General features: G+C 61.7%; 17 protein-coding genes and 2 pseudogenes. 7 read left to right on the forward strand and 12 right to left on the reverse strand.

What is annotated here, in order from left to right:
- Positions 1–21: 21 nt before the first annotated feature.
- Positions 22–714 (forward strand): glutathione S-transferase family protein, encoded by a 693-nt coding sequence (locus tag LGH82_RS09260; RefSeq protein WP_227348219.1) that lies wholly within the window; start codon positions 22–24, stop codon positions 712–714.
- 211 nt (positions 715–925) lie between these two features.
- Positions 926–1,561: a 5,6-dimethylbenzimidazole synthase gene (gene bluB, locus LGH82_RS09265; RefSeq protein ID WP_227349527.1), complete on the forward strand. Its 636-nt coding sequence runs from the start codon at positions 926–928 to the stop codon at positions 1,559–1,561.
- Positions 1,562–1,599: 38 nt separating this feature from the next.
- Here bluB and LGH82_RS09270 read toward each other — a convergent pair whose 3' ends face one another.
- The 3 genes from LGH82_RS09270 to LGH82_RS09280 form a co-directional block, all read right to left on the reverse strand.
- The gene (locus LGH82_RS09270) at positions 1,600–1,902 is read right to left on the reverse strand and encodes a hypothetical protein (RefSeq protein WP_227348220.1); all 303 of its coding nucleotides are present in this window, start codon (positions 1,900–1,902) and stop codon (positions 1,600–1,602) included.
- Between the two features lies 1 nt (position 1,903).
- The gene (locus LGH82_RS09275) at positions 1,904–2,440 is read right to left on the reverse strand and encodes a DNA-3-methyladenine glycosylase I (protein ID WP_227348221.1); all 537 of its coding nucleotides are present in this window, start codon (positions 2,438–2,440) and stop codon (positions 1,904–1,906) included.
- A 75-nt stretch (positions 2,441–2,515) separates the two neighbouring features.
- Positions 2,516–3,226 (reverse strand): SDR family oxidoreductase, encoded by a 711-nt coding sequence (locus LGH82_RS09280; protein WP_264484373.1) that lies wholly within the window; start codon positions 3,224–3,226, stop codon positions 2,516–2,518.
- Between the two features lie 280 nt (positions 3,227–3,506).
- Between LGH82_RS09280 and LGH82_RS09285 the strand changes: the two genes are divergently transcribed.
- Both LGH82_RS09285 and ndk read left to right on the forward strand, forming a co-directional pair.
- The gene (locus tag LGH82_RS09285; protein WP_227349529.1) at positions 3,507–4,385 is read left to right on the forward strand and encodes an AraC family transcriptional regulator; all 879 of its coding nucleotides are present in this window, start codon (positions 3,507–3,509) and stop codon (positions 4,383–4,385) included.
- A 96-nt stretch (positions 4,386–4,481) separates the two neighbouring features.
- On the forward strand, positions 4,482–4,904 hold the full coding sequence (gene ndk / locus LGH82_RS09290; protein ID WP_227348222.1) for a nucleoside-diphosphate kinase: 423 nt from the start codon (positions 4,482–4,484) through the stop codon (positions 4,902–4,904).
- 70 nt (positions 4,905–4,974) lie between these two features.
- Here the strand turns inward: ndk and LGH82_RS09295 are convergent, their stop codons facing one another.
- Positions 4,975–5,781, reverse strand: a complete 807-nt coding sequence (locus tag LGH82_RS09295) for an alpha/beta fold hydrolase (RefSeq protein ID WP_227348223.1) — start codon at positions 5,779–5,781, stop codon at positions 4,975–4,977.
- Positions 5,782–5,822: 41 nt separating this feature from the next.
- Positions 5,823–6,203 carry a hypothetical protein gene (locus LGH82_RS09300; RefSeq protein ID WP_227348224.1) on the reverse strand — a complete coding sequence of 127 codons (381 nt, stop codon included), beginning with the start codon at positions 6,201–6,203 and terminating at the stop codon, positions 5,823–5,825.
- Between the two features lie 183 nt (positions 6,204–6,386).
- Between LGH82_RS09300 and LGH82_RS09305 the strand changes: the two genes are divergently transcribed.
- Entirely contained in the window at positions 6,387–7,193 is an 807-nt protein-coding gene (locus LGH82_RS09305; RefSeq protein WP_227348225.1) for a helix-turn-helix domain-containing protein, read from the forward strand.
- A 156-nt stretch (positions 7,194–7,349) separates the two neighbouring features.
- Positions 7,350–7,964 (forward strand): class I SAM-dependent methyltransferase, encoded by a 615-nt coding sequence (locus LGH82_RS09310; RefSeq protein WP_227348226.1) that lies wholly within the window; start codon positions 7,350–7,352, stop codon positions 7,962–7,964.
- A 16-nt stretch (positions 7,965–7,980) separates the two neighbouring features.
- On the opposite strand, the gene LGH82_RS09315 is transcribed toward LGH82_RS09310, so the two are convergent.
- From LGH82_RS09315 to LGH82_RS09345, 7 genes and pseudogenes are all read right to left on the reverse strand, one after another.
- A complete protein-coding gene (locus tag LGH82_RS09315) occupies positions 7,981–8,412 on the reverse strand; it encodes an META domain-containing protein (protein WP_413771464.1) in 432 nt (143 codons plus the stop codon).
- A 12-nt stretch (positions 8,413–8,424) separates the two neighbouring features.
- Positions 8,425–8,834 (reverse strand): annotated as a pseudogene (locus tag LGH82_RS33600) (YbaY family lipoprotein); the annotation flags it as partial.
- Positions 8,813–9,292: a molybdenum cofactor biosynthesis protein MoaE gene (locus tag LGH82_RS09325; RefSeq protein WP_227348227.1), complete on the reverse strand. Its 480-nt coding sequence runs from the start codon at positions 9,290–9,292 to the stop codon at positions 8,813–8,815. The pseudogene LGH82_RS33600 and the gene LGH82_RS09325, both read right to left, overlap by 22 nt.
- A gap of 1 nt (position 9,293) precedes the next feature.
- Entirely contained in the window at positions 9,294–9,560 is a 267-nt protein-coding gene (moaD, locus tag LGH82_RS09330) for a molybdopterin converting factor subunit 1 (RefSeq protein ID WP_227348228.1), read from the reverse strand.
- A gap of 1 nt (position 9,561) precedes the next feature.
- Positions 9,562–10,158 carry a CDP-diacylglycerol--glycerol-3-phosphate 3-phosphatidyltransferase gene (gene pgsA, locus LGH82_RS09335; protein WP_227348229.1) on the reverse strand — a complete coding sequence of 199 codons (597 nt, stop codon included), beginning with the start codon at positions 10,156–10,158 and terminating at the stop codon, positions 9,562–9,564.
- 173 nt (positions 10,159–10,331) lie between these two features.
- Positions 10,332–12,402, reverse strand: a pseudogene (gene uvrC, locus LGH82_RS09340) (excinuclease ABC subunit UvrC).
- Positions 12,399–13,163 carry an SDR family oxidoreductase gene (locus LGH82_RS09345; RefSeq protein ID WP_227348230.1) on the reverse strand — a complete coding sequence of 255 codons (765 nt, stop codon included), beginning with the start codon at positions 13,161–13,163 and terminating at the stop codon, positions 12,399–12,401. Before LGH82_RS09345 ends, uvrC begins: the two are co-directional and overlap by 4 nt.
- A gap of 409 nt (positions 13,164–13,572) precedes the next feature.
- Here LGH82_RS09345 and LGH82_RS09350 point away from each other — a divergent pair, with 409 nt between their 5' ends.
- Complete coding sequence (locus tag LGH82_RS09350; protein WP_227348231.1) at positions 13,573–14,226, forward strand: outer membrane protein; 654 nt, start codon at positions 13,573–13,575, stop codon at positions 14,224–14,226.
- Positions 14,227–14,230: the final 4 nt, after the last annotated feature.

Here is a 14,230-nt window from a genome sequence, read left to right on the forward strand (position 1 = left end):
ACCGCGGGAACGCCAACGCCAATGACCATTTTGCTCTATGATCTCGTCGGGCATGACCCTGCCCGTCCGTTCAGTCCGCATTGCTGGAAGGCGGCGATGGCGCTTGCCCACAAGGGGCTGGACATCTCGACCGTCCCTACGCGTTTTCTAGAGGTGCCAACCATCGAAGGCGGCGTGTCGAAAACCATTCCGGTGATCCGTGACGGCGAGACGGTCGTTGCCGACTCCTTCGCCATCGCTGTCTATCTCGACGAGGCCTATCCGGATCGGCCGACGCTGTTTGGTGGTGCCGGTGGCAAGGCGATGGCGCGTTTCATCGAACGCTGGTCGCAGCTGACGATCCATCCCTACATCACCACCGCGGCGCTGATCGACCTTTACGGCATGCAGGACGAGGCGAACTCGGTCTACTTCAGACAGAGCCGCGAGGCACGGCTGGGCAAAAAATTGGAAGATGTCACGGCTGCCCGCGATGCCGGACTTGGCAGCTTTCGCGCCTCGCTGGAGCCATTGCGCTCGATGCTTGCCTACCAGCCGTTCATCGGCGGCCCGTCGCCGCTGTTTGCCGACTACATCGTCTTCGGTGCACTGCAGTGGGCACGCATCGCTTCGCCCTATCGGCTGCTCGACGACGGGGATGTCGTGGCACAGTGGTTCGAACGCTGCCTCGACCTCAATGGCGGTCTCGGCCGAAAGGTCTCCGCGGCGGCGTAGCGGACATCTGTTTCACTTCCGCTTCGATCGGTGCCGCACACGACGCCGATCGACAGCTCTCGTCATCACGCCGAATTGAAGGGTGAGACAATCCGCTCCCCTGTGAAATGCGACAATCCGGCTACACAAGCGTCGCTTCGGGCATCTCATTACAGGCCCGATCCAGGCAAGAGTGACCAACACCCCAGATATACAAAGGCAGCGCGACGGCATGACGTCAGGCCCCGAATTCCTCGACGGCTTTCGCGCCGAGCTCCTCAACCTTTTCCTGTGGCGAAGAGACGTGCGCCGTTTTAAGCCGACGCCGCTTCCCGAGGGAACCCTGGAGCGATTGCTGGGCCTTGCCAGCATTGCCCCCTCTGTAGGACTGAGCCAGCCCTGGCGGTTTGTCGTGGTGCAAAGTCCGGAGCGCCGTGACGCTGTCAGAGCCAGTTTTGAACAGTGCAATGCGCAGGCGCTCGCATCGTTTTCCGGCGAGCGCGCCTCGCTCTACGCGCGTCTGAAGCTCGCCGGCTTGACCGAAGCGCCCTGCCAGTTCGCGGTTTTCGCCGACCGCACGACCGAACAAGGGCACGGGCTTGGCCGCCTGACCATGCCGGCCACCATCGAATACTCGGCGGTGATGGCCGTTCATACCTTGTGGCTGGCGGCGCGCGCCGAAGGAATTGGCATGGGGTGGGTCTCCATCCTCGATCCGGTCCAGATGGCGTCGATCCTGGAAGCGCCACCCGAATGGACATTCATCGGCTACTTCTGCGTTGGCTACCCGACCGAGGAACAATGCACGCCGGTGCTGGAGCAGGAAGGCTGGGAGTTCCGACGCCCCTCGATGATCATAACGCGTTGAGCCGATGCCAAGATGGATCCGGGCTTGCCGAGGAGCAATCATGTCACGTGTTGCAGCACCGGCACGAGCCGCCAATCCACCGTGCCGTGGTCGATCATGGCATGGACGGGCGAGCCGCGCATTTCGGTAACGATGCCGTTGGCGCCCGCCTCGGCGTTGGCCATCGTCTCCCATGCGAGGATGTCGATGATGGTGCCGTCGTCATGCTGGGTGATACGTCGCCAGCAAAAGCCCAACTGGCGCTTCAGATAGGTGTTGACGTCGTCGTTGGCGGCGACGAAGTCCTCGGCGGTATGGCTGCCAACAAGCCTGAAGGTGGTAACTTCCAGGGTTTCCGTCATTTCACGTCTCCCGGCGTTTTCCAACTCGGACCTCAGCCCAGCGAAAGCAGCCGGCGGAATGGTCGTTGACAATGCCGACCGCCTGCATCCAGGCATGGACGATAGTCGGGCCGACGAATTTGAAGCCACGCCGCTTCATCTCCTTTGAAATTTGCTCGGACAAAGGCGACGACGCGACCCAACCATGGCCATCGCCCTTTGCTACCTTGCCTTCGGTGAAGGACCAGCAGAAGTCCGCGAAGCTTTCACCCCGCTCCGCCATCTCGCAGAAAATGCGCGCACCCTGGATCGTCGCCTCGATCTTGGCTCGGGCGCGGATAATACCGATGTCGGCCATCAGGCGCTCGATGTCGGATGCACCGAATCGTGCGACTTTCTCCGGGTCGAAGCCGGCGAAGGCGGTTCGGAAGGCTTGGCGTTTTCTGAGCACGGTGATCCAGGCGAGGCCCGCCTGGAACCCTTCCAGCATCAACATTTCCCACAGCATGCGCGCGTCGCGCTGCGGAACGCCCCACTCCTCGTCGTGATAGGCACGCATCAGTGGATGCCCTGCGCCCAACTGCTGCGATGATGGTCCGTCATGCCGCGATCTCCCGCGTCTGTTCCAGCTAGCCTACCCCTGCGCCGTTGGACGCACGACCAATTCATTGATGTCGACGCCATCCGGCTGGCTAATGGCAAAACCGATCGCCTCGGCTATGGCGCTGGCCGGAATGGAGGCTTGCTCCACCATCGCGCGGGCTCCGGCCCTGACCTCGGGGCTGGCGATGCCGTCAAACAATTCAGTGCGGGTGAGGCCAGGGCTGACGACCGTCACGCGCAGGTCCCTGCTTTCTTGCCGCAGTCCTTCGGAGAGTGCCCGCACGGCGAATTTGGTGGCGCTGTATACCGCTGCCGTGGGATCGACCCGATGCCCGGAGACGGACGCAACGTTGATGATATGGCCAGACTTCTGCTCGGCCATGATCGGCAGCACGGCGGCGATGCCATTGAGAACGCCGCGAAGATTGACGTCGATCATCTGGTTCCATTCGTCGACACGCAATTCAGCCATGAACGACAGCGGCATAATGCCGGCATTGTTGACCAGAACGTCGACTCGACCGTAGCGCTCATGCGCGGCAGCAACGAAAGCCCTGACGCTGTCGAGGTCGGTCACGTCCAGTTCCTGATGCAGCGCCTGCCCGCCAGCCTGCTTGATGTCCTTGACCAGCGCGGCGAGGCGTTCGGTGCGCCTTGCGCCAAGAACGATCCTGTGGCCATGCACAGCAAGATGGCGGGCCGTTGCCTCACCTATGCCACTGCTGGCGCCGGTGATCAGCACAACCTTGCTCCTTAGGGTTGATGCATTTGTGATTGATGGATTTGCCAAGAGAATGCCCGCCTGATGGTTGATCTCGGGAGCACACTCCCACTGGCGGCGTTATGCGGCGAAGCAACCGTCGAGCGTTATCGCGATACTGCGAGATTTATGCACGATCCTGCAAATCCACCTTGCGACCTCTTGTTCCAGATGCAGGAAAGGATAGTATGACTAGATCGATGAAACCCAGCGATCACAAGCCCGCAGGGGGACAAACTGCTTGATTGCAACGTATGCCGAGATGGCATCGATCATTGCCCGTTTCACCACCGGCGACGGTGAATATTCGACCGCGATCGGCAGTCTTTTCCTCAGTCGCCGCTCCCGCCCGACACAGCCGGTGCGCACCGCGCAATGGCCGTGCTTCGCGCTTGTCGTGCAAGGCGAAAAGAGCCTCGGGCTCGGGCCTGAACTTTATCGCTACGGTGTCGGGGATTACCTCGTGGTCTCACTAGATCTTCCCGTCGCTTCACGCGTGACGCAAGCAAGCGCAGGCCGGCCGCATCTCGGGCTCGGCATGGCGATCGTTCCGAAGGCGCTGAAGGAAGCGCTGGGCCGGATCGATCCGGCACGACCGGCCATTGCCCCGGATGCCATGCGCGGTGTCGCTGTCAATGCAGCGCCGCACGATCTGCTCGACGCGTCCTTGAGGCTGCTGCGGCTGCTGGATCGACCTGAGGACATTGCGGCGATGGCGCCATTGATCGAGCAGGAAATTCTTTATCGCCTGCTTAGCGGCCGGTTTGGCCAGCATCTCCTGCAGATGGCGATGGCCGACACCGTCAGCAACAGGATTGCCCGGGCCACTGCCTGGCTGCGGGAGAATTTCGCGAGGCCACTGCGCATTGAGGCGCTGGCTGAACACGCCGGCATGAGCGCGTCATCCTTGCACCATCAGTTCAAGGCTGTCACAGCGATGACGCCGATGCAGTACCAGAAACAACTGCGCCTGCACGAAGCACGCCGCCTGATGATGATCGAGAAGATGGATGTCGGCACTGCAGGCTATCGTGTCGGCTATCAGAGCCCGTCGCAGTTCAGTCGCGAATACAGGCGGCTCTACGGTTTGCCGCCGCTACGCGACGTTGCCGCTGCCAACGCGTCGCTCGCGGCCGAATAGCGCAAGGCAGCAAGGCGCTTCCCCTTGGCAATGCGCCGGGCGGCTTGTATAGAGCCCGCCACTCCTAACTCCATTCCTCATCACAAGGACGACCACATGGCGCTCGAACGCACCTTTTCCATGATCAAGCCGGACGCGACCCGTCGCAATCTCACCGGCGCCATCACAAAGATGCTGGAGGAGGCCGGTCTGCGCGTCATCGCTTCGCGCCGCGTCTGGATGAGCCGCCGCGAAGCGGAAGGCTTCTATGCCGTCCACAAGGATCGCCCGTTCTTCGGCGAGCTGGTGGAATTCATGTCGTCGGCGCCGACAGTGGTCCAGGTTCTCGAGGGCGAAAACGCCATCGCCAGGAACCGCGAAGTGATGGGCGCGACCAACCCTGCCAATGCCGCCGAAGGCACAATCCGCAAGGTGCACGCGCTGTCGATCGGCGAGAATTCCGTGCATGGCTCCGACGCGCCGGAGACCGCCGCCGAAGAGATCAAGTACTGGTTCTCGGACACCGAGGTCGTCGGCTGAACTGACATTCCATATCATCAGTCATGACCAAAAAAGGCCGGCGAAATGCCGGCCTTACTTTTTCAAGCCGTCAGGTTTCACGCACGAACCGCAGCATGTCGGCATGCAGCCGGTCCATATGCGTGTACATCATGCCGTGCGGCGCGCCCTCATAGACGAGGAAGCGGCAGTCGGGGATGAGCCTGGCCGATGGTTTGCCGGTCAGTTCTATGGGTGCCGAACGGTCGCGATCGCCGTGGATCAACAGCGTCGGAAGCGCGATCTCGCGCAGCTCGGCGCGAAAATCCTGCTCGACCATGTCGCGGCTGCAGGCCAGCGCCACCGGAACCGATACCTGCACCAAGGTGCTGCCCCAGCGGATCATGCCGGGCGACGTCTCAGGAATGAAGAACGGCGCGATGTTGTCGGTCACCCATTTCGAATAGTCGTGCTTCCATAGCGCCCAAAGGGCCTCGAAGCCCTCCCGTGGTGCGCCGTCCGGATTGTCGTCGGTCCTGAGCAGCATCGGCGTCATCGGCGCCAGCAGGACGAGACGCGAAACACGTCCGCCGCCGTGCCGGGTCAGATAGCGCACCGCCTCACCGCCCGCCATGGAATGGCCGACCAGGGTTATGCCGGAAAGATCGAGTTCCTCGATCAACGTTGCAACGTCGTCGGCGAAGGTGTCGTGGTCATAGCCGCCCGCAGGGTGATCGGAGCGGCCATGGCCGCGGCGGTCAAAGCAGATGCAGCGAAACCCTTGCTCGGCGAAAGCGATCATCTGGTAGTCCCACATCTGGCTGCCGAAGCCGAGGCTGCTGAGGAACAACATCGGCTGCCCCTGCCCCCATTCCCGCCAGTAGAGCTGCGTGCCGTCTGTTGCCGTGATGAAAGGCATTTTTTGGTCTCCTCGATAAGGGAATGGCCTGGTGAGCGGTGTCAGGCGGGGACGAACTGGTAATCGACAAGGATGCGACCCCCGTCATCGACGGCCAGAAACTCGAGGCCGGTTGCCAGGACTGCGTCGCTGCCAGCCGGCAGCATCTCCCAATGGAAGGTGACCACATCGTGCAGCAGACGGGCATCCGAAGCAGCGCGAAACCAGTTGCTGTCGTCGCGGACATTCTTCTCGTGCGATCCGCGTATCCGCGCTTCGAGCGCCTCGTAGCCACGCGCTTCACGTGTTCCGACATAGTGCTGGCCATCCGGTACCCACAGCGCTGCGATGGCGTTGCGGCGGCGCACGTCGTCCGTCTCGTTCCACACGGCGACATAGCGGTCGGCAAGCGCCTGGGCATCGATGGTCTTCGTATCAGTCATGGTCTCCACTCCATCCGAACTCATTGACGCGGACGGCAGCGCGCCGCCTCGCTGCATCGAGATTTCGGCTGAGTGGCAGTGGAAATCCATGACCTCAGAGGTCAAAAAGCGACGGCGTCGTCATAGCGAATTTGACCTTGGGGGTCATTGAACAGATGCGGCGGCGCACGCTAGGTTCTGATCATGACCGTGCATCAAACCCCTTTCGGCGTGCTGCTTCGGCGCTGGCGCGAGCAACGCCGGATGACACAGACCGATCTCGCACTGGCGGCAGAGAGTTCGACCAGGCATCTTTCTTATCTTGAGACCGGACGCTCGCGACCCAGCCGCGAGATGGTTGCGCGGCTCGCCGAATGCCTCGCTGTTCCGCTGCGCGATCAGAACACTCTGCTGCTCGCTGCCGGCTTTGCGCCCGGCTTCCAGGAGCGCCCACTGGCGGAGCTGGACGCGGCAAGAAAGGCTATCGACAGCGTGCTGCAGGCGCACAAGCCCTATCCCGCCTTTGCGGTCGACCGCCATTGGAATGTCGTGCTGTCGAATTCGGCCCTGCCGCAGCTCTACGAAGGCTGCTCGGCCGATCTCATGCGTAGCCCGGTCAACGCCGTGCGTCTCATCCTGCATCCCGCCGGAATGGGCCCGCGCATCCTGAACTTCACCTCCTGGCGCGACCACACGCTGCATGTCTTGCGTCAGCAGATCGAGGCGCGAGCCGATCCGGTCATTCAGGGCCTGCTGGCCGAAGTGATGGCCTATCCGGTGCCACCCAACTCTGAAACAGCGGACAGCCAGGACGCAGCACAGCGCCTGGCAACCCCGCTGAGAATCGCGACCCGACTCGGCACTGTTTCCTTCCTCAACACCACCACCGTCTTCGGCACGCCCAACGATGTGACGCTGGCGGAGCTCGCCCTGGAAATGCTGTTTCCGGCTGATGGCCAGACCATCGAAATCGTCAAGGCCATGGTGCGAGCGCCTGCCGCGCTGACGTAGCATACCGGCAATGCTGATGTCGGAGCAGAGCCTTATCACCGCTCGACGACATTCCAGTCGAGCTCAGGCAGGGCAGCATTCGGCCGGGATTGAACTGTGCCGCATTAAGGTCGAGGAATGGGCCACTACATTGCCAATAGTGGAGTTGGCCCGATCATGACCAGCACCGTCCCGGGATTCTTCCAGGGCACCGAGATGCCCACCAGCGGATGGTGGGAAGCGCTGTGGCCTGACCCGGCAGTTGTGCTCGCGGCAACGGGGATCAAGGCGGGCATGAACGTGATCGACCTATGCTCGGGTGACGGCTGGTTCACGCTGCAAATCGCCAAGGTCGCACGTCACGTCATTGCCATCGACATCGACGCCGAATTGCTTGAAGTCGCGCGTCAGCGATTGGCCGAAAACGGCATGACGAATTGCGACTTCATGGCGGGAGACGCCTATGAGCTTGCCCGGCTGGCGTCCGGACCTGCCGACTTTGTTTTCATGGCAAACGCCTTTCATGGCGTTCCTGACCGCCCTCGCCTGGCCCGCGCCGTACATGCGACGCTTGCGCCGGCCGGGCGTTTTGCCATCGTAAACTGGCATCAGACCCCGCGCGAGAAAACCGTTGTGCTGGACGAGCCTCGCGGGCCGAAGACCGAGCTGAGATTGTCTCCCGAACAGACTATCGCCGCCGTCGAGTCCAGCGGCCTGAAGCTTGCGGAACTGATTGACGTGCCGCCTTACCATTACGGTGCCGTCTTCGAAGAATCGACCTCCCGAGGCTGAGCGACTGACGACCGCCTCAGCTTGCCGCGCTGAAGCGCAGGATGTCGCGGTTGTCCTTGTCGGCGATGATCAGCTTGCCGGCATCGATGCGGAAGGATGCCGCCTTGACCAGCGCGTCGAACATCGCCTTCTCCTCGGCCATCACCTCAGGCGCGCAAGCCTTGAAGGTCGAACCGATGTCTCTGATCGCAATCGACTGGCCTTCGACCTTCGCGGTGGCGAAATAGACATTGCAGGGGTCGCTGCCGCCGGCCTTGCCGGCCTCGCTGATCCGCAACGTCGCTCGCGGATCCGCAATCGCGCCGATGCCATCGACATATTCGACGACCCAGCTTTGCCCGAAGACCGGCGCCGGTTCGGCCGACGCCTGTGGCACCATCTTCAGAAGAATGGTCTGCGGCGCATCGGTCAGCGGATCGACCTGATGGCGGATGTCACTGATGAACATGAGCTTGTTGTCGACGGTGATGCGCGCCTGCAGCGCATAGGTCATTCGCGGCAGGATCACAGACGAATCGAACTTTATTTCGAACTGATCGGCACCTGGCCGGGCGGCGACACCTTCTGTTCACCGATGATCGCGGCCGGCGCATCAGCCAGCGAAACATCGGCGAGTTGCACGGAAAGCACGGCATTGGGCGGCAGTGCGATGCGCTCGCGGTACACCACCTCACCTTTCACCGCTTTCTCGGCGGCGACAGACAGTTCCGGCACGGCCAGGATGCCGACGACCAGCGGCGCGAAACCAAAGATGAAGAACTCGGCGATCCTGTCCAGCATGACCTTGCTCCCTTTGCAACGCACAGTTGGCCCAAGAAATACGGTCGTTCCGTGACAGCCGCGCGGTATTATTCGGACGGCGATGTCCATCGCGAGGCCGCCTTGTCATCGGTCTCCTTGGCCTCCACCCAGCCTCCTTCGGAACCGTCGACAAGATGTTCTTTCTTCCAGAACGGCGCACGCGATTTCAGGAAATCCATCAGGAAATTCGCCGCCTCGAATGCCGCCTGCCGGTGCGCGGAAGCGGCCACCACCAGTACAATATTCTCGCCCGGCCGTATCTTGCCGTGACGATGGATTGCCGTCAGCCCTTGTAGCGGCCAGCGCTCGACCGCTTCAGTGGCGATGCGTGCGATTTCGGCTTCGGCCATGCCGGGATAGTGCTCCAGTTCAAGCGCCGAAAGCCTGCCCTGCTCGTCCCGGCAAAGACCGGAGAATGTCACCACGGCGCCGATATCGGCGCGACCGTCCGTCAGCCTGGCGATCTCGGCGGCAATATCGAAATCCTGCGCCTGGATACGCACCATCGGTATGGCCGTGGCCGGCATCTCAGCCTCCGGTCATTGGCGGAAACAGCGCGATCTCACGTGCCCCGGCGATCCTCTCGCGATGATCGACATGTTCCTGGTTTATGGCGACGCGGATGACATCTGGATATTGCAGCGCGTGCTCGTATTCCTCACCACGCGATTTCAACCAGCGCAGCAGGTCGGCGACCGTCTCGATGCCGGCCGGCAAGTCCACGTCCTCTTCCGCCATGCCGATCCGTTCGCGCACCCAGGCGAAGTAGATGAGCCTGGTTTTGCCGCTGCCCATATCACTCGTCCATGATGTGCTTGAGGCCGGCACGGAAGTAGTCGTAGCCGGTGTACAGCGTGACCAGGGCGGCAATCCACAGCAGCACCAGTCCCGTCAGAGTGGTCAGCGGGAAGATCTTGTCGCCAGCCGGTCCGGCCAGCAGAAAGGCGATGGCGACCATCTGGATCGCGGTCTTCCACTTGGCCAGTTGCGTCACGGGCACCGAGACCTTCAGCGCCGCCAGATATTCGCGAAGGCCGGAGACCAGGATTTCGCGACACAGGATAATGATCGCCGCCCACAGCGACCAACCGGCGATGCCGGCATGACGATCGGTGTCGGCCGCCAGCAGCAGCAGGCAGGTGGCGACCAGCAGCTTGTCGGCGATCGGATCAAGCATCTTGCCGATGTTGGAGGTCTGCTGCCAGGCGCGCGCCAGGTAGCCGTCCAGATAATCCGTGATACTCGCCAGCAGGAAGATGACAAGCGCCGACCAGCGGGCAAAGTCGCTCGATTTCAGATGCCCTTCGAGAAAGAAACACAGCACCACCAGCGGCACCGCGACGATGCGGGCATAGGTGAGCATATTGGGCAGGTTGAACGCGCGCTTGGCCATATTTTGGGGAACTCTTTCTGCCTGCGTACTCAAATCAGAAGCGAATGTGGGGGGTCAACAGGCGAGAATCGATTGGCCAGTCCAAAATAGCGTCAAAGTTGATTTCGGCGAGCCTCGTTTCTTGTTTTTGTACATGTCGTTATCCCCCCTGCACCACTTTTGGGTGACATGCGTCAGCTCTCGTGAAAATGGTTGTAGACCAGTTTCGCGATTTGCTCCGAAATGCCGTCGACCTTGACGAGATCCTCGACAGCCGCGCGGCTGACCGCCTTGGCGGTGCCGAAATGCAGCAGCAGCGCACGCTTGCGGCCGGGGCCGATGCCGCCGATCTCGTCGAGCGGGCTCTTGACCATCTCTTTCTTGCGGCGGGCGCGATGCGAGCCGATAGCGAAGCGGTGGACCTCGTCGCGCAGCCGTTGCACGAAATAAAGCACCGGATCGCGAACGGGGAGCGAAAATGAATCCCTGCCCCTGACGAAGAAACGCTCACGGCCGGCATCGCGATCCTGGCCCTTGGCGATGCCGATCGCCACGACACGGTCTTCGATGCCGAGATCTGAAAGGATTTTACGCACCGCCGACATCTGGCCCTGACCACCGTCGATCAGGATGACGTCGGGCCAAGCCGGGAAACTGCCGGAGATGTCATCCTCGATATCATCGGACGTCGCGGCTGCGGCCGCGCCATCGGCAACCACGACATCGCCGTGCTCCTTGAGCAGCCGTGAAAAACGCCGCTCCATGACCTCACGCATCATGCCGAAATCGTCGCCGGGTGTGATCTCGGTCGAGCGGATGTTGAATTTCCGATACTGATTCTTGACGAACCCTTCCGGCCCGGCGACGACCATTGCACCAACGGCGTTGGTGCCCATGATGTGCGAGTTGTCGTAGACCTCGATACGCACTGGCGGCTTAGCGAGGCCAAAGGTCTCGGCAAAACCGGCAAGCAGCCGCCCCTGCGTGGAGGTTTCGGCCAGCCGCCTGCCCAGCGCCTCGCGCGCATTCTGCAAGGCGTTGTCGGTCAGGTCCTTCTTTTCGCCGCGCTGCGGCACCGAGATCGCCACCTTGCGGCCGGCGCGGGTCGACAGTGCCTCGGCCAGAAGTTCCTGGTCCTCGACGCCGTTCGACAGAAGAATGGTGCGTGGCGTCGGCTTGTCGTCGTAGAATTGCGCCAGGAACGAACCCAGCACTTCGGCGGCCTCAAGCGCGGGATCAGCCTTGGGGAAATAGGCGCGGTTGCCCCAGTTCTGGCCGGTGCGGAAGAAGAACACCTGGATACAGACCTGGCCGCCTTCCTGGTGGATGGCGAAAACGTCGGCCTCGTCGACGGTGTCCGGATTGATGCCCTGGTGGCTCTGCACATGTGACAAGGCCGCCAGCCGGTCGCGATAGATGGCCGCACGCTCGAAATCGAGATCTTCCGAGGCCTGTTGCATGGCGGCGGAGATTTCCTTCTTCACCTTCTGGCTACGGCCGGAGAGAAAATCCTTCGCCTCTTCGACCAATTCGGCATAGCCCTCATGCGAGATTTCGCCCGTGCACGGTCCGGCGCAACGCTTGATCTGGTAGAGGAGGCAAGGCCGCGTGCGGTTCTCGTAGAACGAGTTGGTGCAGCTTCGAAGCAGGAAGGCGCGCTGCAGCGAATTGATTGTGCGGCCGACAGCGCCCGCCGACGCGAAGGGACCGAAATAGTCACCCTTGCGCGACCGTGCGCCGCGATGCTTGTAGATGCCAGGCGAGGCGTGATCCCCGGTCAGCAGAATGTAGGGGAACGACTTGTCGTCGCGCATGAGAACATTGAATCGCGGCCGCAAGCGCTTGATAAGATTGGCTTCAAGCAGCAGCGCCTCGATCTCGGTGCGGGTAACGACGAACTCCATCGTCGCCGTCTCGCGCACCATCCGGCCGATGCGGTTGGTGTGAAACCTCCCTTGAGCGTAGTTGGTGACCCGCTTCTTCAGGCTGCGCCTTGCCGACATACAGCACGTCGCCAGCGGCATTCATCATGCGGTAGACGCCGGGCGCGTTGGGCAGGCGCTTGACGAGGGTCTGGATCACCTCGGCCCCGACCATGCCGTCGGCGTCACCCGCATGCGGCGTCCAGTCAATGGCTGTGAACGACAAGTCCGGCCCGGACGGCGCGACAACCTCTTCCGCGGCCTCGTCCTCAAGGTCGAGATCGACATCGGGTGGCAGGTCGTCGCCGCCGCCCCTCTTGTGTTTATGGTCTACGGTATTCATTCCACCATGCCTGTCACATCCGGCGTTTGCCACGCAAGATGCTGGCCGCCGTCGAGCGCTATCATTTGGCCGGTCACCGAGCGCGCTGCCCAAAGGTAGCGAATAGTGCTCCCGAATTCCGACAATTCCGGGCCGCGCTTCAGAATCAAGCCATCGACCTGCGCTTCAAAATCCTCATCGTTCTGCCACTTGTTCTTCAAGGTCGGTCCGGGGCCAATGGCATTGACCCGGATGCGAGGGCCGAGGGCCTGCGCCATCATCTGGGTTGCCGTCCATAGAGACGATTTCGACAGTGCATAGGAAAAATAGCGCGGCGTCGGGCGCCAGACACGCTGGTCGATGATGTTGACGATCAGCCCCTCCCCGTCGGCCGGCAGGCAATGGGCAAACTCTTGCGCCAGCAGGGCCGGCGCCTTCACGTGAACGGCGAAGTGGCGGTCCCAGGCCTGCCAGTTGAAATCCAGAATTGAATCGTCCTCGAACAGGGAAGCATTGTTGACCAGCAGGCGGACAGGGCCAAGCACGGCTTCGGCACGTGCGACGAGACTTCCGACCTCGGCCATGTCCGTCAAGTCGGCGACGAGCACCGTGGCGCGCCCGCCGGCGCTGTCTATGCGGGCGACCAGCGCGTCCGCCTCGGCACGCGAACGATTGCAATGGATGGCGACGGCAAAGCCATGAGCCGCGAGATCCTCGACGATCGCTCCGCCAATTCGCTTCGCTCCGCCCGTCACCAGCGCCACACCGTTGGCTTTGTCCATCTGTCAATCCTCGATTCCACGCCACAAAAAACTGCGCCGGCCAAATATGGCCAGCCATAGGTTAAATGCCGTTCGCACCTTGGGCAGGATTGTGGCAAAGCGGCCTGATCGGCGTCTGGGTACAGGCAAGACTCGGACCGCCCTTCGGAATATAGAACGCTGGACCCCTTGCACCAAGCCGGGTGCAGTGCAGCATGGCAAGCCTGCTGACATTCGCTGTTGCGAAGATGCAACGTCAAGGTTCGGCCTCATTCGCGCCAGGGAATGACCCAAGTTCAGGTTCGCTTCAGCCGCATTTTGACACGACATTTGGAACCGTTGAACGCCAGATCCGTTTATCCCCCCGGACGGGTTGAGGGCGCTTCATGGAAAACAAGCCTGTGTCCTGTGGCTTAAGGAGTAAAGAACAATGCAAGCCAATATCAAATTCGCCCGACCGTTGGTCGTGGCGCTTGGGCTCTTCGCCCTCGGTGGAACCGCATACGCCGCGGACGTAGTTCAGGAAGAGCCGCCGGCGCCCGCGCCGATTGCACAGCTTCCCGTAGCTTCCTGGGCCGGCCCTTATGTCGGTCTGAGCGTCGGTTATGGCTTTGCTGGCCATGCCGATCAAAAGGATGTGCCAAACGACATCGGCACCAAGGGTTTCGTTGGTGGCGTGTTTGGTGGCTACCAGTGGCAGCAAGACAACTTCGTGTACGGTGCTGAAGCCGACATCGGCTACAATGGCGTCAAGGGTTCCAACTCTCTTGGAGATGCCAAGGGCGGCGTCGAAGGTTCGTTGCGTGCCCGTCTCGGCTACGCTGTGACCCCGGACATCCTGCTGTACGGCACCGCCGGTGGCGCGCTGAAGGACCAGAAGGTTGATGACAACCTCGGCGACAGCGACAGCAAGACCATGCTCGGCTGGACGGCCGGTGTCGGTACCGACATCAAGATCACCGAGAACGTGTTCGGTCGTGTCGAATACCGCTACACGGATTTCGGCAACAAGGACTTCGGCCCTATCGGCAACGTCAAGTCGACCGACAACCGCGTCACCTTCGGCGTCGGTATGAAGTTCTAAGTCG

It is taken from the genome of Mesorhizobium sp. PAMC28654 (genome assembly GCF_020616515.1).
Taxonomy (GTDB): Bacteria; Pseudomonadota; Alphaproteobacteria; order Rhizobiales; family Rhizobiaceae; genus Mesorhizobium.